Raw genomic sequence first — 21831 nt, forward strand, 5'->3', positions numbered from 1 at the left:
GTCAGTCGTGGGAGTGCAGCGGCTTGCCGGCCAGCGCCAGGTGGGCCTCGCCGAGGGCCTCGTTCTGCGTCGGGTGCGCGTGGATGAGCTGCGCGACCTCGGCGGGGAGGGCCTCCCAGTTGTAGATCAGCTGGGCCTCGCCCACCTGCTCGCCGATCCGGTCGCCGACCATGTGGACGCCGACCACGGCCCCGTCGCGGACCTGGACCAGCTTGATCTCGCCCTGCGTCTTGAGGATCTTGCTCCTGCCGTTGCCGCCGAGGTTGTACTTCAGCGTCACGACCTTGTCCGCGCCGTACTTCTCCTTGGCCTGGGCCTCGGTGAGGCCCACGGAGGCGACCTCCGGGTGGCTGTACGTCACGCGCGGGACGCCGGCGTAGTCGATCGGCACCACGTTCAGGCCGGCCAGCCGCTCGGCCACCAGGATGCCCTCGGCGAAGCCGACGTGCGCGAGCTGGAGGGTCGGGATGAGGTCGCCGACGGCGGAGACGGTCGGCACGTTGGTGCGGCAGTACTCGTCCACCAGGACGTAGCCGCGGTCCATGGCGATCCCGGCCTCCTCGTAGCCCAGGCCCTGCGAGACCGGACCGCGGCCGATGGCGACGAGCAGCAGCTCGGCCTCGTACTCCTTGCCGTTGGCCAGGGAGACCTTGACACCGTCCTGGGTGTACTCGGCCTTCTCGAAGAAGGAGCCGAGGGAGAACGTGATGCCGCGGCGGCGGAAGGCCCGCTCCAGCAGCTTGGAGCTGTTCTCGTCCTCGGCCGGGACCAGGTGCGGCAGGCCCTCGACGATGGTGACGTCGGTGCCGAAGGACTTCCACGCGGAGGCGAACTCGCAGCCGATGACGCCGCCGCCCAGGATGACGACCGACTTCGGCACGCGGTCCAGGGTCAGCGCGTGGTTGGAGTTGATGATCCGGTTGCCGTCGATCTCCAGGCCGGGGATCGACTTGGGCACCGAGCCGGTGGCCAGCAGGATGTGCCGGCCCTCGTAGCGCTGCCCGTTCACGTCCACCGAGGTGGGGGAGGACAGGCGGCCCTCGCCCTCCACGTAGGTGATCTTGCGGGAGGCGATCAGCCCCTGCAGGCCCTTGTAGAGGCCGGAGATCACACCGTCCTTGTACTTGTGGACGGCCGGCATGTCGATGCCCTCGAACGTGGCCTTGACACCGAACTCGGCGCTCTCGCGCGCGGAGTCCGCGACCTCGCCGGCGTGCAGCAGGGCCTTCGTCGGAATGCAGCCGTAGTGCAGACAGGTACCGCCGACCTTGTCCTTCTCGATCAGGGCGACGTCCAGACCCAGCTGCGAAGCGCGCAGGGCAGCGGCATAACCGCCGCTACCGCCACCGAGGATCACTAGGTCGAAAACGGTGCTGGCGTCGTTCGCCACGTCACGTCCTCCATGCATGGGTGCGCCGGAGCCGGTCCGCCGGGGACCGGGCGGCTGTCTTTCGGCCGCTTCTTGCTCGGCCCTGTGGGTTGAGCGGGCCCTGTCCTGCCGAGACAACATCTTTGCACTTGTCGGCGGGCGGCGGGACGCGGGGCCGGTGTCCGGACCGCGCGCGCCTCCGCGAACAGGCAGGTTCTCCGTGGCCACGCGTGTCTACCGGCAAGTAGAGGCCAGAGGATCGCTCAGAGCGAACACCGGGCCGGGCGGGGCGGGCCCGCCGGCGCGAGGAGGGGGAGGGGGAGGGAGGAGGACGAGCGGGCCGCCGGGCCGCCGCGCCGCGGAGGCCGCGGTGGCTCCGGGTCCCGCCCGGGGCCCGGAGCCACCGCGGGCGCGGGTGCGCCCGGAAGCCTCAGACCACGTCCCCGGAGGCCGTGCGCTCGGCGAGGCGGACCAGGGTGCGCACCGCGGAGCCGGTGCCGCCCTTGGGCGTGTAGCCGAAGGGGCCGGACTCGTTGAAGGCCGGACCGGCGATGTCCAGGTGCGCCCAGGGGGTGCCCTCGGTGACGAACTCCTTCAGGAACAGGCCGGCGACCAGGCCGCCGCCCATCCGCTCGCCCATGTTGGCGATGTCGGCCACGGACGAGTCCATGCCCTTGCGCAGGTGCGCGGGGAGCGGCATCGGCCAGGACTGCTCGCCCGCCTCCCCGGCCAGCTCGTGCACGGTGGTGCGGAAGGCGTCGTCGTTCGCCATGACGCCGAAGGTGCGGCTGCCCAGCGCCACCATCATCGCGCCGGTCAGGGTGGCCACGTCCACCACCGCGTCCGGCTTCTCCTCGCACGCCCTGGTGAGGGCGTCGGCCATCACCAGGCGGCCCTCGGCGTCGGTGTTGAGCACCTCGACCGTCTTGCCGCTGTACATGGTGAGCACGTCGCCCGGCCGGGTCGCGCTGCCCGACGGCATGTTCTCCGCCAGGGCCAGCCAGCCGGTGACGTTCACCCGCAGGCCGAGCCGGGCGGCGGCGACCACGGCGGCGAAGACGGCGGCGGCGCCGCTCATGTCGCACTTCATGGTCTCGTTGTGGCCGGCCGGCTTGAGCGAGATGCCGCCCGAGTCGTAGGTGATGCCCTTGCCGACCAGGGCCAGGGTCTTCTTCGCCTTGGCGTGCGTGTACGCCAGGCGCACCAGGCGCGGCGGGTTGGCCGAGCCCTGGCCGACGCCCAGGATGCCGCCGAAGCCGCCCTTGGCGAGGGCCTTCTCGTCCAGCACCTCCACCGCCAGGCCGTACTCCTTGGCGGCGGCCTGGACGATGGCGGCGAAGGACTTCGGGAACAGGCCGTTGGAGGGAGTGTTGACCAGGTCGCGGGCCCGGTTGACCTCGGCGGCCACCACCTGGGCGCGCTCGGCCGCGGCCTTGTGGGCCTTGTCGCGCGGCCTGGCGCCGAGCACGACGACCTCGGCGAGCGGCGCGCTGCGGTCGTCGTCCGCGCGCCTGCCCCTGGCCCTGCCCTTCCCGGACTTCGCGTCCCGGGCCTTGTCCTCGGTGCCGCGGTAGGCGGTGAAGGCGTACGCGCCCAGCAGCGCGCCCTCGGCGACGGCCGCCACCGACGCCTCGTCGCCGACCGGCAGGGCGAAGCCGGCCTTCTTCCGGCCGGCCAGGGCGCGGGCCGCGGCACCGGCGGCGCGGCGCAGCGCCTCCGGGTCGTGGGAGCCGTCCTTCGCCGGGGCGTCGCCGAGCCCGACCGCCAGCACCAGGTCCGCTTTCACACCCTCCGGTGCCGGCAGCTTGGTGACCTCGCCCTCGCCGCCGGAGGCGCCGAGGGTCTCCAGGACGGCGGCCAGGGAGCCGCCGAACGCCTGGTCCACGGTCTCGCCGCCCGGGGCGACCACGGGACCGTCCGGTCCCTTGGCGACGCCGACGACAACGGCGTCCGCGCGCAGCGAGGCGGCGGACGAGGAACTGAGAGTGAGAGCAGACACGGTGGTGGGAATCCCTCTTCCGGTTGGCAAGCCGTGAGGATGTGCACGGCTTCGGGCACGGGCCGAGCCTACGTCGCGGCCCGGACGGCCCTGGTGGCGGCTCCGGGCGGCACGGGCGGGGCCCGCCGGGGCGGAGCAGGAGCGGTGGGGGCGCGGGGCGTCCGCCGGGCCGCCCCCCCCGGAATTCTCCGAGGGGCGCTAACCCAGCGCAAGCACCAGCAGGGATGTGGTGAGGGCGGTTTCGGCCAGCGCGCCGAAGACGTCGCCGCTCACCCCGCCCAGCCGGCGGCGGCAGCGGGCCAGCAGCCACTCCGCCGCGCACAGCGCCAGCACCGCCGCCGCGGCGTACCGCAGCGCGGCGAGGACCCCCCACGCCGCGCCCGCGCCCGCGGCCGCGAGCACCGTCACCGCACCCGCCGCGGCCGCAGCCCGGACCGGTACCGCGCCCGCGACCGCGGCTCCCAGCCCCTCGGGCCGGGCCGCCGGCACGCCCTCGCGGGCGGCGAGCGTCAGGGCCGTGCGCGCGACCACGGCGGACGCGGCCGCCGCCGCGGCGCCGTGCGCCCAGCCGGCGGCGTACAGCTCCGCGACGGCCGCGACCTGCCCCAGCAGGGCCAGGAGCAGCACGACCACCCCGAACGGCCCGATGTCCGAGCGCTTCATCACCTCCAGCGCCCCCTCGGCGGGCCGGCCGCTGCCCAGCCCGTCGGCGACATCCGCGAGCCCGTCCAGGTGCAGGCAGCGCGTGAGGGCGGCGGGCACCGCGACGGTGACGACGGCGGCGAGCAGCGGGGAGGCGCCCAGCAGCAGCGCCAGGGCCCCGAGCGCCGCCGCGCAGGCCCCGACCACCAGCCCGGCCAGGGGCGCGCACACCATGCCGCGCCGGGCGGCGGCCCGGTCCCAGCGGGGCACCCGCACCGGCAGCACGGTGAGCGTCCCGAAGGCGAAGCGCACGCCGTCCGCCACCCGGGCGGGCGGCGGATGCCCGGGGGGCCGGGGGCCGTGCGGCGGCTGCGCGGTGGTCTCCATGGCGCCGCAGGCTACCCGCCGCGGCGTGCGGGGCGCCCCGCGCCGCGGTTCCGGCCGGTGGTCAGGTGGCGTCGAGCGTCCCGGCGGCGTCCGCGCGGCCCGCCCCCGGGCCGTCCTCCCCGGCGGGCCCCTCCTCCCGCACCGGCAGCTCGGCCGCCAGGGCCGCGGCGGCCTGGACCAGGGGCAGGGCGAGCAGCGCGCCGGTGCCCTCGCCCGCGGTGACGCCGTGGTCCAGCAGCGGGTCGAGCGCCATCCGGTCCAGCGCCTTGGCCTGCGCGGGCTCTCCGCTGGCCTGACCGGCCAGCCACCAGTCCGGCGCCCGGAACGCCACCCGCTGGGCGACCAGCGCGCACGCGGCGGAGACCACGCCGTCGAGGACCACCGGGGTGCGGCGCACGGCCGACTGGAGCAGGAAGCCGGTGATGGCGGTCAGGTCCGCCCCGGCCACCGCGCCCAGCAGCCTCAGCTGGTCGCCCAGGACCGGGCGGGCCCGGCGCAGCCCGTCGCGGACGGCCGCGCACTTGCGCATCCAGGCCAGGTCGTCGATGCGTCCGCCGCCGCGCCCGGTGACCACCGAGGCGTCGGTGCCGCACAGGGCGGCGACCAGCACCCCCGCGGCGGTGGTGCCGCCGACGGAGAGGTCGCCCAGAACCACCAGGTCCGTGCCGGAGTCGGCCTCCTCGTCGGCGACGGCCATCCCCGCGCGGAAGGCGCGCTCGGCCTCCTCGGGGGTCAGGCTGTCCTCGACGTCCAGCCGGCCGCTGGAGCGCCGCACCCGGTGGCGGGTGATCTCCTCCGGCAGCCCGTCCGGGTCGCAGTCCAGCGACATGTCGACGATCCGCAGCGGGACGCCCAGGCGCCGCGCCAGCACCGCCGCCGGGCTGGTGCCCTCCAGCGCGGCCCGCACCAGGGCGTGCGCGCCGCCCGCGGGCCGGGCCGAGACGCCGAGGGAGGCCACCCCGTGGTCCCCGGCGAACAGCACGGCCTTCGGCCGCGAGACGGGCGCGACGGGGACGCGGCCCTGCGCCGCGGCCAGCCACTCGCCCAGCTCGTCCAGCCGTCCCAGGGCCCCGGCCGGCAGTCCGGTCCGGGCCCGCCGTTCCTCGGCGTCCCGGCGGACGCCGCTGTCGGGACGCTCGATGAGGTCGCCGAAGTCGTCGAGGTTCAGGCTGCCGTCGCTCATGCGGCCGACACTACCGCCACGGCCGTCCCGCCCGTCCCGTGCCCGCCGGCCGCCGGGAGGCGCCCGGCGGCCCGCGCCCGGTCAGCCGCGCAGGGGGAGCGCGGTGCCCGCCGTGACCAGCAGCACGTGCTCGCACTCGGCGGCCACCGCCGCGTTCAGCCGCCCCAGCTCGTCGCGGAAGCGTCGGCCGGAGGCGGTGGCGGGGACGACGCCCGAGCCCACCTCGTTGCTGACCGCGACCACCGTGCGGGTGGCGGCCCGGAAGGCCGCGGCCAGCTCGTCGACCCGCCGGGCCAGGGCGCGCCGGGCCGCGCCGGACCGCCAGCGCTCGTCGTCCCAGGCGCCGACGGAGTCCATCGCGTAGGTCAGCCACAGGGCCAGGCAGTCGATCAGCACCGGCGGGGCGTCCGCCTCGGTGAGCAGCGGCACCAGGTCGCAGGTCTCGGCCGTGCGCCAGCCGGCCGGACGGCGCTCGCGGTGGGCCGCCACCCGCGAAGCCCACTCCGCGTCGCCGTCCCGGGTGCCCCCGGTGGCCACGTACAGCACGCCGGGGAAGGCGGCCAGCCGCCGCTCGGCCTCGGCGGACTTCCCCGACCGCGCGCCGCCCAGGACCAGCGTGCGCCGGGGCAGGTCGGGGACCGCCCGGTAGTCGCCCACCAGCAGCGTGGTGCCGTCCGGCACGGTGCGGGCCCCGGCGGCGGTCAGCCGGCGGTGCAGCTCGGGGCCGGGCGGCACGTCGTGGTCCACGTGGACGGCCAGCACGTCCGTGGTCGGGCCGACCGCCCCGGCCGCCCGCAGCCGGGCGAGCGCGTCGGGGCGGCCCAGGACGTCCAGCGCCACCAGGGCGTACGGCGCCGCGGCCGCCCGCCCCGGCGCGGCCTCGCGCGCCGGGGCGGCGGCCAGGCCCGCCAGGGCCGCGCCCGGCGGCAGGTAGAGCAGCCGCTCGCCGTCCGGGCCGGTGACCTCGTACCCGGTGCCGGGCGCGTCCAGGGCCACCGCGCGCACCCGGTGCCCGCCGAGCAGCGCCAGCTCCCGCCCGTCGGGGACCCGCGCCGGGGCGGGCAGCCCCGCGGGGACCTCCTGGACGGGGCCGTCGTGCGGGTGCGACAGCAGCACCTGCCGCACCCCGTGCACGGTCCGCCCGGCGCGGGCGGCGGCCAGGGCGGGCCCCGGGGTCAGATCGAGCAGCAGGACGCCGTCCACGAGCAGCGCGGTCGCGGCCCGCGCGTCCGCGCCGACCGCGGTCGCGCAGGCGGCGCAGGTGCAGCCGGGGCGGGGAAGGCCGGCGGGGGCGCCGGTACCGAGCAGGGTGAGTTCCACGCCACGATCGTCTCGTGCCCGGAAACCCGCCGCGCGGGGGGCACTACCCTGCGGCCCGGCTGGACAGGATCATGGACGTGCGGGCCGGAGGCGGCGCGCAGCGACACAGGCACACACACCCAGGGACAGGGGAGACGCACATGGCGTGGACGTGGCGGTTCGAGAAGGCCGACGGCACGGAGGCGGAGCCGGCCGTCCAGCCGGAGGAGTTCCCCACCCAGGGGGACGCCGAGAGCTGGATCGGCGAGACCTGGCGGGAGCTGCTGGAGGGCGGCGTCGAGCAGGTGACGCTCCTGGAGGACGGCACGAAGGTGTACGGGCCGATGAGCCTGAGCGCGGCCCAGGAGGGCTGACGGCCCCGCCCGCGCGCCCGCACCGCCCGGACCCGCCCGCACCGCCGGGTCCGGGCGGTGCGGGCGCGCGGGGGCGGACCGCGGGAGGGCTCAGCGCTCGCCCAGGGTGATCCGGGCGGTGCGCTCCCCGCCGCCGCGCCGGTAGACGACCTCCAGCCCGTCGCCGGGCTCGTGCGCGGCCAGCACCTGCGCCAGGGCGGAGGTGTCGGGGGTCTCCTCCCCGCCGAACCGGACGATCACGTCGCCGCCGCGCAGCCCGGCGTCGTCCGCCGCACCGCCCTCCTCGGCCTCCACCACGGCGACGCCGGCGGGCCGGAAGTCGCCGCCGAGCACGGTGCGCACCGTCGCCTCGATCGCCGCCTCGTCGGAGTCGACCACCTCGCCGTGCTCGATCATCTGGTCGGCCAGGTCGCGGACGGTGTCGGAGGGGATGGCGAAGCCCAGGCCCGGTGCCGCTCCCCCGTCCCCGCCGGGGGAGCGGGCGGCCAGGGTCGGGATGCCGATCACCCGGCCGGAGAGGTCGACCAGCGCGCCCCCGCTGTTGCCCGGGTTGATGGGGGCCGAGGTCTGGATCAGGTCGCCGATGGCGGTTCCCGGCCCCTCGGCGAGGGAGCGCCCGGTGGCCGAGACGATCCCCTCGGTGACGCTGGAGGACAACCCCAGCGGGTTGCCCATGGCCAGCACGATCTGCCCGACCTCCACCTCGCCGGAGTCGCCGAACGCCGCCGGGCGCAGCGTGCCGGGCGGATCGGTGAGCCGCACGACGGCCAGGTCCTCGTCCGGGTGGCGGGCGACCAGCTCCGCCGCCTGGTCGCGGCGGCCGGTGGCGAGGGTGACGCGGAGCCGCTCGGCGTCGCCCACCACGTGGGCGTTGGTGACGATGTGGCCCTCCTCGTCGTAGACCACGCCCGATCCCAGCCCCTCGGCGGTGGTGATCTGGACGACGGACGGCAGCACTTGGTCGACGACCCGCTGGAAGGACTCCTGGAGGTCGCCGGCGGACTCGGGTACGGCGACGGTGCCGCCGGGCGAGGCCCGCTCCTCGGAGCCGCCGGGGGAGTCGGAGCCGGTGCAGCCGGCGAACAGGGCGGCCGCCGCGCACAGGGCGGCGGCCCTGGCGCGGCGCGAGCCGCGTCCGGGAGAACGGGTCATGGCGGTGCGGCCCCCTTCGCCGGCCGGTGGCGGTCGGGCGGGCGTCCACGCCGGGACGTCACGCCTTCGAGGCGTCCGCGTTCCCCTGCGGGGCCGCCAGAAACTGCGTCGCCGCCAGCTCGCCGTAGAGCGGATCGGCGGCGACCAGCTCCCCGTGGGTGCCCACCGCCCGCACCCGTCCGGCCTCCAGCACCACGATCCGGTCCGCGAGCGTCACCGTGGACAGCCGGTGGGCGACGACCAGCACCGTCGTCGTCCGGGCGGCCTCCGCCACCGTGTCGCGCAGCGCCAGCTCGTTGACCGCGTCCAGCTGCGAGGTCGCCTCGTCCAGGAGCAGCAGCCGGGGGCGGCGCAGCAGTGCCCGCGCTATCGCCACCCGCTGCCGCTCCCCGCCCGACAGCCTGCCGCCCCGGTGCCCGACGACCGTCTCCAGCCCGTCGGGCAGCCGCTCCACCAGGTCGGTCAGCCGGGTGCGCGCCAGCACCTCCCGCACCTCCTCCTCGGTGGCGTGCGGGGCGGCGAACAGCAGGTTCTCGCGCAGCGTCCCGGCCAGCACGGGCGCGTCCTGCTCCACGTAGCCGATCGCCGCCCGCAGTTCGTGCAGCGGCCAGTCGCGCACGTCGCGCCCGTCGACCAGCACCCGGCCGCCGCCCGCCTCGTGGAAGCGCTCCAGCAGCGCGAAGACCGTGGACTTGCCCGCGCCCGACGGGCCGACGAACGCGGTCATCCCGCCGCCCGGCACCGAGAAGGAGACCCCGCGGTGGACGTCCGGCGCGTCCGGCCGGTAGCGGAAGACGACGCGGTCGAAGGCGACCGAGGCGGGCGGGCCCTGGGCCCGGGGCGGTCCGTCGTGCCCGGGCTCGGTCGCCAACTGCGACACCTCGGCGATCCGGGCCACGGCCGCGGCCCCCACCTGGTACTGCGCGGCGGCCTCGACCAGCCGGGAGACCGGGTCGATCAGGTAGAACAGCAGGAGCAGGAAGGCGACCAGCGTCGAGACGGAGACCGCCCCCGAGGCCACCCGCGCCCCGCCGACGCCCAGCACGGCCAGGAACGACACCTGGACGGCCAGGCCGACCGAGGACGAGGCCACCGCGTTCCACCGGGCGGCCCGCACCCCGTGGACCCAGGCCGTCCGCGCGGCCTCCTCCACGGCGCGCGCCTCACGGGCCTCCGCGCCCGCCGCCTTGACCGTGCGGAACGCCCCGAAGGCGCGCTCCAGCACCGAGGACATCTCCCCGACCGACTCCTGCGCCCGCTTCGCCGCCTTCGAGATGCGCGGCAGCACCAGGCCCATCGAGGCGCCGATCAGCACGATCACCCCGAGCGTGACGCCCAGCAGCACCGGGTCCATCCGGGCCATCAGCACGACGGTCGCCACCAGCGTGAGCGAACCGGTGGCGAGCGAGACCACGGAGGTGGTGGTGACCTGCCGCAGCAGCGTGGTGTCCGAGGTGACCCGCGCCATCAGGTCGCCGGGGCTGGTGCGCTCCACCTCGGGCATCCGCAGCCGCAGCAGCCGGGCGACGAGCTGCCGGCGCGCGGCCAGCACCACGGATTCGGCGGTGCGGTTGAGGAGGTACGCGCCGACCGCCTCGACCACCGTGCCCAGCACCACCAGGGCGGTCAGGACCAGCAGCACCGAGGCGATCGACCCGCCGTCGCCCAGCCGCTCCACCAGCTCCTTGGCGGCCAGCGGCTGCGCCAGCCCGGTGACGGCGCCGACCAGGGTCAGCAGGGCACCCAGCGCGACCGGCGCGCGGTGCGGGCGCACATGGGCGTACAGCGCGCGCCAGGTCTCCCGGGCGGGGAGCCGGCCGGAGGCGGCGGGGCGTGCCGGGGGCGCGGGGTGTGCCTGGGTGGCGGACACGGTGACCTTCCTGATCGCACGGCCTGTTCACGGGAGCGGCGGCCGCCGCTCCCCGGGTGGCAGGACGCGCGGGACTCCGCCGGTGCCTGAGCCTTCCGGTCAGCCGCGCACGGCGCACAGGTGCAGCAGCGCGGCCACCGAGCGGTAGGGATCGGTGCGCCCGGCCCGCTCCTCGGCCGACAGCAGCCGCTCCCCCTGCCCGTCGGCGGGCAGGGGGGCGTCGTCACCGGTGAAGACCCCCACCCCGTACCACTGCCGCACCGGGGTGCTCATCCCCTCCAGGGCGGCCGACAGCGCCTCGCGGCGCAGGGGGCGCTCCCCGGGATCGGGGGCGAGCCGCTCCAGGACGCCCTCCCAGTCGCCGGCCAGTCCCGGCCGCAGGGCCGCGGCCCCGGTGTTGGGCACCACCAGCGACAGCAGCCCGTCGGGGGCCAGCACCCGGCCCAGTCCGGCGAGCAGCGGCCCGGGCTCGTCGCCGGGGGCGAGCACGCCGTGGCAGAGCACCACGTCGAAGGAGCCGGGCTGGAAGTGGGCGCCGGTGCTGCGGCTGTCCCCGGGGACGATCCGGGTGCGCTCCCGGATGCCCTCGGGCTCCAGTTCCAGGGCGCGCCGCACCGCGCCGACCAGCTCCGGGTCGGTCTCCAGACCCGTGACCTCGTGGCCGGCGCGCGCCAGCGGCAGGGCCTGCCGGCCGTCGCGCAGCGCCACGTCCAGGACGCGCAGCCGCCGGCCCACCGGGAAGCGCGCGGTGATCTGCTCCTCGACCTGCCGGGCGATCAGCGCCCGGTGCACGGTGGCACCGCCCCGCGGCACCGCACCGGGGGGCGCGGCGGGGGACGGGATGCCCGCTGGGGGCGCGGCGGCTGGTGTGCCGCCCGCGTCGTTCACGTCGTCGTGTCGTACGGCGGTGTCCATCGATGGCCGTCCGTCGGGATCCGATCCGTCGGGGAGTGGTCTGTCGCCGGGCCGCGGCGGTCCGTGGACCGCCGCCGGCCGGTTCAGCGCCGCGGGGTCCCGCCCCGGGCGACCTGCGGCTTGGGCAGACGCATGCGGCGCATCTGGAGCGTCCGCATCAGCGCGTACGCCACGGCGCCCCGCCGCTGCTCGTCGGGGAAGTTCTCGGCCAGGGCCCTCTTGAGCCTGAGGCCGGTGACGAAGGAGTCCACGACGATCATCACGATGACGCCCAGCCACAGCAGCAGCGAGGCGTTCTTGACCTGGACCGACGGCACCATGCTCAGGATCAGGATGACCACGGCCACCGGCAGGAAGAACTCCGCCACGTGCCACTTGGCGTCCACGAAGTCGCGCGCGTAGCGCCGCACCGGGCCGCGGTCGCGCATCGGGAGGTAGCGCTCGTCTCCGCCGGCCAGGGCCTCGCGCTGCTTGGCCAGCTCGGCCCGGCGGGCCTCGCGGGCGCGCCGGGCGGCCTCCTTGCGGTCGGCGGGAGGCTTGACCACGGCGCGCCGCAGGGCCTCGGCCTCACTGCGCCTGGGCGTGGGGCGCCCCTTGGGGGCCTGCGGGTCGCGGCGCTTGGCCGGCGTCACGGTCTCCTGGGGAGCCGTGCTCTGCTCATCACGGGAACGGCTTCGGAACACACTGCCAAGAGTACGGGGCGCCCAGGTGTGGCCCCCACCCCCACGGGGAACGATCCGGCAACGGCGGAATACGGTCCGTCTACTCCCTGGGCCGGAGGAAGCCGTTCGCCGATCGTCCTGGAGGAGGAGCGCATCCGGGGCCGGACAGTGCGGTAATGGAGACGGGGCCCGTAGTGTGGGACCTGTCGGTGTGTTGCGAGGCTCAGTCCGTCATGAAGGGGGCGCGCGAGGCCCATGAGCGGTGTCATGAAGCGTATGGGGATGATCTTCCGCGCGAAGGCCAACAAGGCCCTGGACCGGGCCGAGGACCCGCGCGAGACGCTGGACTACTCCTACCAGAAGCAGCTCGAGCTGCTGCAGAAGGTGCGGCGCGGGGTCGCCGACGTGGCCACCTCCCGCAAGCGCCTGGAACTCCAGCTCAACCAGCTCCAGTCGCAGTCGGCCAAGCTGGAGGACCAGGGCCGCAAGGCGCTGGCCCTGGGCCGCGAGGACCTGGCGCGCGAGGCGCTGACCCGCCGCTCCGCCCTCCAGCAGCAGGTGGCGGACCTCCAGCAGCAGCACGAGACCCTGCAGGGCGAGGAGGAGAAGCTGACCCTCGCCGCCCAGCGCCTCCAGGCCAAGGTGGACGCCTTCCGCACCAAGAAGGAGACGATCAAGGCCACCTACACCGCCGCCCAGGCGCAGACCCGCATCGGCGAGGCGTTCTCCGGCATCTCCGAGGAGATGGGCGACGTCGGCCTGGCCATCCAGCGCGCGGAGGACAAGACCGCGCAGATGCAGGCCCGGGCCGGTGCGATCGACGAGCTGCTGGCCTCCGGCGCGCTCGACGACCCCAGCGGGCTGGCCAAGGACGACATCGCGGCCGAGCTGGACCGCATCTCCGGCGGTTCGGACGTGGAGCTGGAGCTCCAGCGCATGAAGGCCGAGCTGACGGGCGGCACCGGCGGCGACCGGCAGGCCATCGAGGGCGGCCAGGGCCAGGGCCAGGCCCAGCAGGAGCAGCAGGCCCGGCAGCAGCCCGAGGACGCGCCCCGCTTCGACAAGCAGTAGGCCGGCGGCGGGTCCGCCGCCGGACCCGGTCCCGCACCCGCCGCGGCGGGCCCGCCCGGAACACCCGGAAACGGCGCGCGGGGGCATCAGCCCCGGCGCGGCGGGAACCCGTCCCGACGGCCGCGCGGGTACGGGAAGGAGAGCGACGTGATCGTACGGATCATGGGGGAGGGGCAGGTCAGGCTGGACGACAGCCACCTGCCCGGCCTCAGCAGGCTGGACGACGAGCTGCTGGAGGAGATGGAGCACGGCGACGGGGTCGGTTTCCGTCGCACGCTGGCCGCCCTGCTGGACGCCGTGCGCTCCCTGGGCACGCCCCTGCCCGACGACTCCCTGGAACCCTCGGAGCTGATCCTGCCCGCGCCCGGGGCCACCCTGGAGGAGGTCCGCGAGCTGCTGGACGGGGACGGCTTCTTCCCGGCCGACGCCGCGGGTGAGTCCCCCGGCACCACCGACACCCCCGCCTGACGGGGCCGGCCTCTCCCGGAGCGGGGGAGGCCGGCCCCGTCAGGGGAACGCCTCGGAGGGGACGTACGGCGAGGGCGGCCGCATCCCGCGCAGGCACAGCCAGCCCGCGCAGGCCGCCTCCAGCCCGGCGGCCAGCCCCACGTCCACGGCCCACTGCTGCCCGGCCGTCAGGTGGGGGACCAGCACCCGCCTCCCCTCGCCGAAGGCGCCCAGGGCGGCGGTCAGCAGCCGGACGGCCAGCCGCCGGGAGGTGGCGGCCAGCAGCTCGACCCGGTCCCCGCGCAGGTAGCAGTAGCCGCTGCCGGTGAAGCCGTCGGTCACCAGCAGCCGGCAGTGGCGCAGCAGTTCCTCGTGGTCCGGGCCGTGGGCGCCGCCGCGCAGCCGGCGGTCCACCGAGTCCATCAGGTCCCGGTCCCGCGGGCCGCCCTCGGCCACCGCGCCGTCCGGGGCCGCGAGACGCGCCAGGGAGACCGTTCCGGCCAGGCGCATCGCCGGGTGGAGTTCGAACCCGGCCCGGCGGCAGACGCGGGCCACCGCCGGGTGGGGCGGGCCGCAGGCGATGCCGCGCAGGCAGCCCCGGCCGTACGCCGCGGCCCGCCGCAGCAGCTCGGTCCCCACCCCGCGCCCCTGCGCCTCGGGCAGGACGGCCAGCAGGGACAGCGCCCAGGTGCCCTCGCGGCGGGTGGAGAGCACCGCCCCGACGGGGCGGCCCGCGGCGTCCTCGGCCAGCAGGCAGCCGTGCGGGTCGGTGCGGGCCAGGTGGCGGGTGTGGAGGGGGCGCTCCGCGGCCGGGGCGGGCAGCGGGACGCGGGGGCCGAAGGGCCCGCGGCCCGGCGGAGGAGGGCCGGCGGCGGCCCCCACGGCGCACGTGCCGGGGGCGGCGAGGCCGGCGTAGGCGGCCCTGGCGACGAACCGCACGGCCTCGGCGTCCTCGTCGCGGTCGCGTACCGGGCGCAGCAGCATGCCGACCATCCTGGCCGACCGCCCCGCCCCCGGCCACGGGATCGCGGAAGCCGGGAGGGCGGCGGCACCCCCGGTGCCGCCGCCCTCCCCGGTGCCGGCCTGTCAGGGCAGGGCGAGCATCCGCTCCAGGGCCAGCTTGGCGAACTTCTCGGTCTCCGGGTCCACCTGGATGCGGTTGACGACCCTGCCGTCGGCCAGGGACTCCAGCGCCCAGACCAGGTGGGGCAGGTCGATCCGGTTCATGGTGGAGCAGAAGCAGACCGTCCGGTCGAGGAAGACGACCTCCTTGCCCTCGGGGGCGAAGCGGTCGGCCAGGCGGCGCACCAGGTTCAGCTCGGTGCCGATCGCCCACTTCGAGCCGGCCGGGGCGGCTTCGAGGGTCTTGATGATGTACTCGGTGGAGCCCACGTGGTCGGCCGCCGCGACGACCTCGTGGCGGCACTCGGGGTGCACCAGCACGTTGATGCCGGGGACGCGCTCGCGCACGTCGTTCACCGAGTCCAGCGAGAAGCGGCCGTGGACCGAGCAGTGGCCCCGCCACAGGATCATCTTCGCCGCGCGCAGCTCCTCGGCGGTCAGCCCGCCGTTCGGCTTGTGCGGGTTGTAGACGACGCAGTCCTCCAGCGACATCCCCATGTCGCGCACCGCGGTGTTGCGGCCCAGGTGCTGGTCGGGGAGGAAGAGGACCTTCTCGCCCTGCGAGAAGGCCCACTCCAGCGCCCGCCTGGCGTTGGAGGAGGTGCAGATGGTACCGCCGTGCCGGCCGGTGAAGGCCTTGATGTCGGCGGAGGAGTTCATGTAGGAGACCGGGACCGTCGTCCCGGCGACGCCCGCCTCGGTCAGCACGTCCCAGCACTCGGCGACCTGCTCGGCGGTGGCCATGTCCGCCATCGAGCAGCCGGCGGCCAGGTCCGGCAGGACGACCTGCTGGCGGTCGGAGGTGAGGATGTCGGCGGACTCGGCCATGAAGTGCACGCCGCAGAAGACGATGTACTCCGCCTCCGGGCGGGCCGCGGCGTCCCGGGCCAGCTTGAAGGAGTCGCCGGTGACGTCGGCGAACCGGATGACCTCGTCGCGCTGGTAGTGGTGGCCCAGGACGAAGACCTTCTCGCCCAGCCGCTCCTTCGCCGCGCGGGCGCGCTCGACCAGGTCGGGGTCCGAGGGGGCGGGCAAGTCGCCGGGGCACTCCACACCGCGCTCGCTCCTGGCGTCGGCCTCGCGGCCGAGGAGGAGCAGGGCCAGCGGGGTCGGCTGGACGTCCAGGGCGTCCCCGGGGGTGACCGGGGCGGCGGGCGGGGCGGTGTTCACGGCACGCACCCTTTCGTGGGGCTCAGGCGGTCTTTTCGTCGGATTGACGTTATCTATCATAACCGTGCCGGGCCGGTTTGACGACGGCCATCATGTCAATGTGACGCATTCCTGGAGCGGTGCTCGAGAGTGACCGCGGGGCGCCCGGTGTGCGAGCATGAAAGCCGCAACACGACGTGCCCGGCCTGGAATGAAACCGGGAGGCCGCCTGTTGAGCAGGCGGCAGAGCAGTCCGTACAAACCCGGGAGAGAAGCAGATGTCCGTATCGGACGAGACCGCTGTGACGACTGACGGAATCATCCTGTCCGACGCCGCCGCCGCGAAGGTCAAGAGCCTGCTCGAGCAGGAGGGCCGCGACGACCTGGCCCTGCGCGTCGCCGTTCAGCCCGGCGGCTGCTCCGGCCTGCGGTACCAGCTCTTCTTCGACGAGCGCTCCCTCGACGGCGACGTCGTCAAGGAGTTCGACGGCGTCCGCGTCGTCACCGACCGCATGAGCGCCCCGTACCTCAACGGCGCCTCCATCGACTTCGTCGACACCATCGAGAAGCAGGGCTTCACCATCGACAACCCGAACGCCACGGGCTCCTGCGCCTGCGGCGACTCCTTCAGCTGAGCCGCCCCGCGCCGGCGCGGCGCGGCCATCGCAGCACGCCGAAGGCGGCGGCCCCGCTCCGGGGCCGCCGCCTTCGGCGTGCGTGCGGGGGGCCTCGGCGTGCGCACGGCCCGCCGGGTCACTCGGCGCCGGCGCCCGGCCCTCCGTCCCTCCCGGCTCCGCCGGCCCCCTCCGCCGGCCGCCCCTCGGGCAGCGGCTCGCCCTCCTCGTCGAGGAGCCTCCGGTCGCCGACGGGCCGGTCCAGCTCCACCTCGGCGGTCATCTCCTCGGCGATCATGACGCAGACCCCGCCCGGGTCCCGGGGCTTCCCGGTGATCCGCACCGTCACCGACTCCCCGCTCTCCTCGGCGGTCGCGGTGTGGTCGCCGCACACCCCGCCCCAGAAGTGGACGGTGAGCGTGCGGTCCCCCTCGCCGTACTCGTCCACGTGCGTCGCGGTCCGCACCGGCCGTCCCGCGGACGGGCCGCCGGGCTCGGCCGGGGAGGATGTGGAAGCGTCGCCGCCGTCGCCGTCGCCGCCGCCGGGGGAGGACGGGGCCAGGTACTCCGGCTCCACCGCCGGATGGGCCACCGTGCGCTGCCGGCCGTCCGGCCCGGCCACCTCGAACAGCCAGGACGGCACCAGCAGGTCGCGCCCCTGCGAGCGGTAGGCCGACAGCCCGAACTCCGCCCCCGTCACCTCCAGGGTCCCGCGCCCGCCGCCCGGGCCGCAGGGCTCGGGGCTCCCCGCCCCGCCGGGCACACCCGGGTCGCCGTCCGCCGGCGGGACGGCGTCCGGCCCGTCCGCGCCAGGCCGGTCGGGACCCGGCCGCCCCGGACCGGGCTTCCCCTCCCCGGGCTCCGCGCACAGGACCTGCGGCCCCGTCCGGCCGCTGCGCCCGTTGAGCGCGGCCAGGGCCCGTGCGGCGTCCACCACCGGGTACTCGGCCTCCCCGTCCGTCCGCTCCAGCCCGGCCAGCCGCCCGCTGCCGCCGGCCAGGGCGCCCCCGTGGCCGACGCCGACCTCGGTCGTCCGGCCGTGGACGGGCAGGCCGTCCTGCCGCGGGTCGACACGGACGATCCGCAGTCCGTCCCGCTCCGTGCCGGCGTCCACCGCGGCGTCCTCCAGGCCCAGCGCCTCGACCACCGGCTCGGCGGCCCTCCTCGCCTCCTCCTCGGAGACGCCGCCGGCCCTCAGCGGGACCGCCGCGGTGAACGTCCAGGCGCCCGTGGCCGAGTCCACCCGCAGCGACCTGCCCTGCCCGCGGCCGCCGCCGCCGGCCGTCCACGCGCCGCCCTCCTCGCGGACCGTGCCGGGCACCTCCAGGGCCTCCGCCAGCGCGGCGACGGCCCTCCGGTCGACGTCGGCGACGGAGCGGTAGGCCGGGGCCGTTTCGGGCCCCTCCGGCAGCGGGCCGGAGGCCTTGTAGAGGGGGCCGCCGTCCGGAGCGGGCCCGCCGGGCGCGATCCCGCGCTCGGCCGGGGCCGCCGCCGGCGCGCCGTAGCCGTCCAGGACCAGCGGCGCCGGCCGGCGTGCGGACCCGTCCCGGGCCGCGTCCGACGACCCGCCGCCGGCGGCGCCGCCCGCGGCCCAGTACGCGCCGCCTCCGCCGGCCAGCAGGACGGCCAGGGCCACCGAGGCCGCCGTCAGTCCGCGCCGCCGCGGCCGGGCGGGTTCCGGGGTGTGGTCGGCACTCACCGCATCGCTCCTTCGCTAGCGTGCACCGCGCGTACCGCGTACCGGGCGCACCTGGTGCTCGTCTTCCAGCCGTGCGCCGGTGTGACGCGGCCGGGCCCCGGGCGGTTCCCCGGCCGCCTCCCGGCCGGCCCCCCGCCCGGCCCCCCGGTCACGGCCCTGTTGCGGCGGCGGGAGGGAAGGGGAAGTAGCGTGGTGGCGCCCGTCCTCCCACCGTCCCGCAGGAGCAGCCCGCCATGCGCATCGCCGTCACCGGTTCCATCGCCACCGACCACCTGATGACCTTCCCCGGCCGCTTCGCCGACCAGCTCGTCGGCGACCGGCTTCACACGGTCTCGCTGTCGTTCCTGGTGGACACCCTCAACGTCCGGCGCGGCGGGGTCGGCGCGAACATCAGCTTCGGCATGGGCCAGCTCGGCGTGCGCCCGGTCCTCGTCGGCGCGGCGGGCGCCGACTTCGAGGAGTACCGCGCCTGGCTGGAGCGGCACGGCGTGGACACCGCCTCGGTGCGCATCTCCGAGGTGCTGCACACCGCGCGCTTCGTGTGCACCACGGACGCCGACCACAACCAGATCGGCTCCTTCTACACCGGCGCGATGAGCGAGGCCCGGCTGATCGAGCTCAAGGCCGTCGCCGACCGGGTGGGCGGTCTGGACCTGGTGCACATCGGGGCGGACGACCCCGAGGCGATGATGCGCCACACCGAGGAGTGCCGCACCCGCGGCATCCCCTTCGCCGCCGACTACTCCCAGCAGCTCGCCCGGATGGAGGGCGCGGAGATCCGGGGCCTGACCGAGGGCGCCGCCTACCTGTTCACCAACGAGTACGAGGCGGGCCTGGTGGAGTCCAAGACCGGTTGGAGCGCCGAGGAGATCCTCCAGAAGGTCGGCACCCGCGTCACCACGCTGGGCTCCCGGGGCGTGCGCATCGAGCGCGCCGGGCAGGAGGCGATCACCGTGCCCTGCCCGCCGGAGGAGGAGAAGGTCGACCCCACCGGCGTCGGCGACGCCTTCCGGGCCGGCTTCCTCTCCGGCCTGGCCTGGAAACTGGGCCTGGAGCGGGCCGCCCAGCTCGGCTGCATGCTCGCCACCCTGGTGATCGAGACGCTGGGCACCCAGGAGTACGAGCTGCGGCGCAGCCACTTCCTGGAGCGCTTCACCAAGACCTACGGCGAGGACGCGGCGGCCGAGGTCCGCGCCTGCCTGGCCTGAGCCGGGACCGGGCCGGCCCCCGGCGGACCGCCGGGGGCCGCGGTCAGGCCAGGCGGCGCACCCGGTACTCGTGGCCGTCCGCGCCCAGGTACTCGTGGCCGCGCATCGCGCACCAGGCCGGGATGTCCAGACGGGCCGCCTCGTCGTCGGCGAGCAGCACGACGGTGCCGCCCACCGGCACCCGGTCGATCACCTTCGCCAGCTCGATGACCGGGATCGGACACCGCCTGCCCAGGGAGTCGACGGTGAGCGAGGGCGCCCCGGTGCCCTTCGGGCCTCCGGAGTCCTCGGCGCCCCCGCCGTCCCGCGGCCCCGGCCCGGTCCGCGGCGGCACGGCGGGGGCGCCGAGCCGGTCGCGCACCTGCCGCACCGCGTCCGGCAGCACCGCCAGGAAGGACTCCACGTCCTCCGCGGTGGTGCCCGGCGGCAGCGAGACGCGGACGTTGCCCTCGGAGAGCACCCCCATGGCGCGCAGGACGTGGCTGGGCGCCAGGGTGTCGGAGGTGCACGAGGAGCCCGAGGAGACCGAGAAGCCCGCCCGGTCCAGGGCGTGGAGCAGCGCCTCGCCGTCGACGTACAGGCAGGAGAACGTCACCACGTGCGGCAGCCGCCGCACCGGGTCGCCCACCACCTCCGCGTCCGGCACCAGCTCGGGCACCCGCGCCCGGATGCGGTCCACCAGGGCGCGCAGCCGCGCCCCCTCCGCCTCCGCCGCCGCGCGCACCGCCCGCAGCGAGGCCGCCGCCGCCACGATCTCCGGGAGGCCGGCGAACCCCGGGGCGCGTCCCGACTCCCGCTCGTCCAGCGGGGGCGGCGGGGCGAACCGCGTCCCCTTGCGCACCGCCAGCAGCCCGACCCCGCCCGGACCGCCCCACTTGTGCGCGCTGGCGGCCAGCAGCGACCAGCCCCCGGCCACCGGGCCCCACGGCAGCGACTGGGCGGCGTCCACCAGCAGCGGCACCCCGGCGGCCGCGCAGAGCTCCGCCGCCTCGGCCACCGGCTGCTCGGTGCCCACCTCGTGGTTGGCCGCCTGCAGGCAGGCCAGCGCCGTGCCGTCGTCCCCGCCGTCCCCCCGCAGCGCCGCGCCGAAGTCCGCGGGCGCCACCCGGCCCGTGCGGTCCACGGGCACCGTCACCACCGTTCCGCCACCCGCCTCGTGGGCCCCGGCCGCGTGCAGCACGGCGGAGTGCTCCACGGCCGAGACCACCAGGCGCCGCCCGGCCCGCCGCCGCCCGGCCAGCGCCCCGGCGATCCCGGTGTGCAGCGCGCGGGTGCCCGAGGAGGTGAAGGACAGCTCGTCCGGGCGGCACCCGACGGCCTCGGCGGCCGCCTCGCGCGCCGCGTCCAGCAGCAGCCGGGCCCGCCGGCCCTCCCGGTGCAGCCGGGTGGGGTCGGCCCACCCCTCGTCGAGCGAGGCGAGCAGCGCCTGACGTGCGACGGGGTGCAGCGGGAGGGAGGAGGCGGCGTCGAAGTAGGGCATACCGGCACGCTAGCGCGCCCGGGACGGCCCCGGCGCGCAGGAGCCCGGCACGACCCCGGAAGCACCCGTTCCACCCCATCGGAGGGAGGCGCGGCGCGTTGGGCACCCTCCCCGCGCGACCCCGAATGGCGTCCAGTAGGGTTTGGTCCGCATAAACATCCAAACCCCTGCCCGCGCCAGGGCCGCGCCCGACCGACAAGGCCGAGCCGTGCCGAGCGGGCGAGACTCTCGGGAAGGCGCTACGTGAGTCCCAACGGCTCCGACCGCTCGTCGCGGCGCCCGATGCGGCGGAAGCTGCCGCAGGCGCTTGCCGCGGGCCTGGTCCTGGCAACCGCCACCGGTTGCACATACAAGGACTTCCCCCGCCTCGGTATGCCCACCCCGGTCACGGAGGAGGCGCCGCGGATCCTCTCCCTGTGGCAGGGCTCGTGGGCGGCCGCGCTCGCGGTGGGCGTCCTGGTGTGGGGCCTGATCCTGTGGTGCGCCATCGTCTACCGGCGCACCAGGACCAAGGTCCAGGTACCCCCGCAGACCCGGTACAACATGCCCATCGAGGCGCTGTACACGGTGGTTCCGCTCATCATCGTCTCGGTGCTCTTCTACTTCACCGCCCGGGACGAGTCGAAGCTCCTGGAGATCTCCGACCGGCCCGACCACGTCATCAACGTCGTCGGCTACCAGTGGAGCTGGGGCTTCAACTACCTGGAGGACGTGGACGGCGACGCCTCCACCTCCAACAAGGACGCCGACGAGCTGGAGGGCATCCCCGCCTCCATGATGGAGGCCGTTCCCGAGGGCGCCGAGGGCGTCCACGTGGTGGGGACGCCCGGCGAGCGGAACCCGCAGAACGGCAACCCGGGCCCGACGCTGTGGCTGCCGAAGGGCGAGAAGGTCCGCTTCATCCTGACCTCCAGGGACGTCATCCACTCCTTCTGGGTCCTGCCGTTCCTGTTCAAGCAGGACGTGATCCCCGGCCACACCAACCAGTTCGAGGTGACTCCCACCGAGGAGGGCACCTTCCGGGGCAAGTGCGCCGAGCTGTGCGGTGTGGACCACGCCCGGATGCTGTTCAACGTCAAGGTCGTCTCCCCCGAGCGCTACCAGCAGTACCTGGAGGAACTGGCGGAGAAGGGCCAGACCGGCTACATCCCGGCGGGCGGAGCCCGCCAAGAACGAGAAGGCCAGTAAC

General features: G+C 76.1%; 19 protein-coding genes. 6 read left to right on the forward strand and 13 right to left on the reverse strand.

Going from position 1 to position 21831, the window contains the following annotated elements; all coding sequences use genetic code 11:
- Window position 1: 1 nt before the first annotated feature.
- From lpdA to ACFSJS_RS02170, 5 genes are all read right to left on the reverse strand, one after another.
- Window positions 2-1390 (reverse strand): dihydrolipoyl dehydrogenase, encoded by a 1389-nt coding sequence (gene lpdA / locus ACFSJS_RS02150; RefSeq protein ID WP_380896025.1) that lies wholly within the window; start codon window positions 1388-1390, stop codon window positions 2-4.
- 409 nt (window positions 1391-1799) lie between these two features.
- Window positions 1800-3368 carry a leucyl aminopeptidase gene (locus ACFSJS_RS02155; protein WP_380896027.1) on the reverse strand — a complete coding sequence of 523 codons (1569 nt, stop codon included), beginning with the start codon at window positions 3366-3368 and terminating at the stop codon, window positions 1800-1802.
- 198 nt (window positions 3369-3566) lie between these two features.
- On the reverse strand, window positions 3567-4397 hold the full coding sequence (locus ACFSJS_RS02160) for an adenosylcobinamide-GDP ribazoletransferase (RefSeq protein WP_380896029.1): 831 nt from the start codon (window positions 4395-4397) through the stop codon (window positions 3567-3569).
- 61 nt (window positions 4398-4458) lie between these two features.
- On the reverse strand, window positions 4459-5580 hold the full coding sequence (locus tag ACFSJS_RS02165) for a nicotinate-nucleotide--dimethylbenzimidazole phosphoribosyltransferase (protein WP_380896031.1): 1122 nt from the start codon (window positions 5578-5580) through the stop codon (window positions 4459-4461).
- A gap of 81 nt (window positions 5581-5661) precedes the next feature.
- Window positions 5662-6900, reverse strand: a complete 1239-nt coding sequence (locus tag ACFSJS_RS02170) for a bifunctional adenosylcobinamide kinase/adenosylcobinamide-phosphate guanylyltransferase (RefSeq protein ID WP_380896033.1) — start codon at window positions 6898-6900, stop codon at window positions 5662-5664.
- A 140-nt stretch (window positions 6901-7040) separates the two neighbouring features.
- Here ACFSJS_RS02170 and ACFSJS_RS02175 point away from each other — a divergent pair, with 140 nt between their 5' ends.
- Window positions 7041-7253, forward strand: a complete 213-nt coding sequence (locus ACFSJS_RS02175; protein ID WP_380896035.1) for a hypothetical protein — start codon at window positions 7041-7043, stop codon at window positions 7251-7253.
- Between the two features lie 90 nt (window positions 7254-7343).
- On the opposite strand, the gene ACFSJS_RS02180 is transcribed toward ACFSJS_RS02175, so the two are convergent.
- The 4 genes from ACFSJS_RS02180 to ACFSJS_RS02195 all read right to left on the reverse strand — a co-directional run bounded on the left by ACFSJS_RS02180 (window position 7344) and on the right by ACFSJS_RS02195 (window position 11873).
- Window positions 7344-8405: a S1C family serine protease gene (locus ACFSJS_RS02180; protein WP_380896037.1), complete on the reverse strand. Its 1062-nt coding sequence runs from the start codon at window positions 8403-8405 to the stop codon at window positions 7344-7346.
- A 58-nt stretch (window positions 8406-8463) separates the two neighbouring features.
- On the reverse strand, window positions 8464-10275 hold the full coding sequence (locus ACFSJS_RS02185) for an ABC transporter ATP-binding protein (RefSeq protein ID WP_380896039.1): 1812 nt from the start codon (window positions 10273-10275) through the stop codon (window positions 8464-8466).
- 99 nt (window positions 10276-10374) lie between these two features.
- Window positions 10375-11190, reverse strand: coding sequence for a class I SAM-dependent methyltransferase (locus ACFSJS_RS02190; RefSeq protein WP_380896041.1), 816 nt, complete (start codon window positions 11188-11190; stop codon window positions 10375-10377).
- 83 nt (window positions 11191-11273) lie between these two features.
- Window positions 11274-11873: a DUF3043 domain-containing protein gene (locus tag ACFSJS_RS02195; RefSeq protein ID WP_380896043.1), complete on the reverse strand. Its 600-nt coding sequence runs from the start codon at window positions 11871-11873 to the stop codon at window positions 11274-11276.
- 255 nt (window positions 11874-12128) lie between these two features.
- Between ACFSJS_RS02195 and ACFSJS_RS02200 the strand changes: the two genes are divergently transcribed.
- Window positions 12129-12923 (forward strand): PspA/IM30 family protein, encoded by a 795-nt coding sequence (locus ACFSJS_RS02200; RefSeq protein ID WP_380896767.1) that lies wholly within the window; start codon window positions 12129-12131, stop codon window positions 12921-12923.
- A 147-nt stretch (window positions 12924-13070) separates the two neighbouring features.
- Window positions 13071-13391: a PspA-associated protein PspAA gene (pspAA, locus tag ACFSJS_RS02205; RefSeq protein ID WP_380896044.1), complete on the forward strand. Its 321-nt coding sequence runs from the start codon at window positions 13071-13073 to the stop codon at window positions 13389-13391.
- 39 nt (window positions 13392-13430) lie between these two features.
- On the opposite strand, the gene ACFSJS_RS02210 is transcribed toward pspAA, so the two are convergent.
- Window positions 13431-14354, reverse strand: coding sequence for a GNAT family N-acetyltransferase (locus ACFSJS_RS02210; protein ID WP_380896046.1), 924 nt, complete (start codon window positions 14352-14354; stop codon window positions 13431-13433).
- A gap of 102 nt (window positions 14355-14456) precedes the next feature.
- Window positions 14457-15671, reverse strand: a complete 1215-nt coding sequence (gene nadA, locus ACFSJS_RS02215; protein WP_380896047.1) for a quinolinate synthase NadA — start codon at window positions 15669-15671, stop codon at window positions 14457-14459.
- A 248-nt stretch (window positions 15672-15919) separates the two neighbouring features.
- On the opposite strand from nadA, the gene erpA reads away from it, so the two are divergent.
- Window positions 15920-16276 (forward strand): iron-sulfur cluster insertion protein ErpA, encoded by a 357-nt coding sequence (erpA, locus tag ACFSJS_RS02220; protein ID WP_380896049.1) that lies wholly within the window; start codon window positions 15920-15922, stop codon window positions 16274-16276.
- Between the two features lie 118 nt (window positions 16277-16394).
- On the opposite strand, the gene ACFSJS_RS02225 is transcribed toward erpA, so the two are convergent.
- Window positions 16395-17954, reverse strand: coding sequence for a hypothetical protein (locus ACFSJS_RS02225; protein WP_380896051.1), 1560 nt, complete (start codon window positions 17952-17954; stop codon window positions 16395-16397).
- A 233-nt stretch (window positions 17955-18187) separates the two neighbouring features.
- Here ACFSJS_RS02225 and ACFSJS_RS02230 point away from each other — a divergent pair, with 233 nt between their 5' ends.
- Entirely contained in the window at window positions 18188-19162 is a 975-nt protein-coding gene (locus ACFSJS_RS02230; RefSeq protein WP_380896053.1) for a carbohydrate kinase family protein, read from the forward strand.
- Between the two features lie 43 nt (window positions 19163-19205).
- Here ACFSJS_RS02230 and ACFSJS_RS02235 read toward each other — a convergent pair whose 3' ends face one another.
- Window positions 19206-20642, reverse strand: a complete 1437-nt coding sequence (locus ACFSJS_RS02235) for a cysteine desulfurase/sulfurtransferase TusA family protein (RefSeq protein WP_380896054.1) — start codon at window positions 20640-20642, stop codon at window positions 19206-19208.
- Window positions 20643-20885: 243 nt separating this feature from the next.
- Between ACFSJS_RS02235 and ctaC the strand changes: the two genes are divergently transcribed.
- Window positions 20886-21830, forward strand: a complete 945-nt coding sequence (gene ctaC, locus ACFSJS_RS02240; protein ID WP_380896056.1) for an aa3-type cytochrome oxidase subunit II — start codon at window positions 20886-20888, stop codon at window positions 21828-21830.
- Window position 21831: the final 1 nt, after the last annotated feature.

It is taken from the genome of Streptomyces desertarenae, assembly GCF_042681365.1.
GTDB classification, from domain to species: domain Bacteria; phylum Actinomycetota; class Actinomycetes; order Streptomycetales; family Streptomycetaceae; genus Streptomyces; species Streptomyces desertarenae.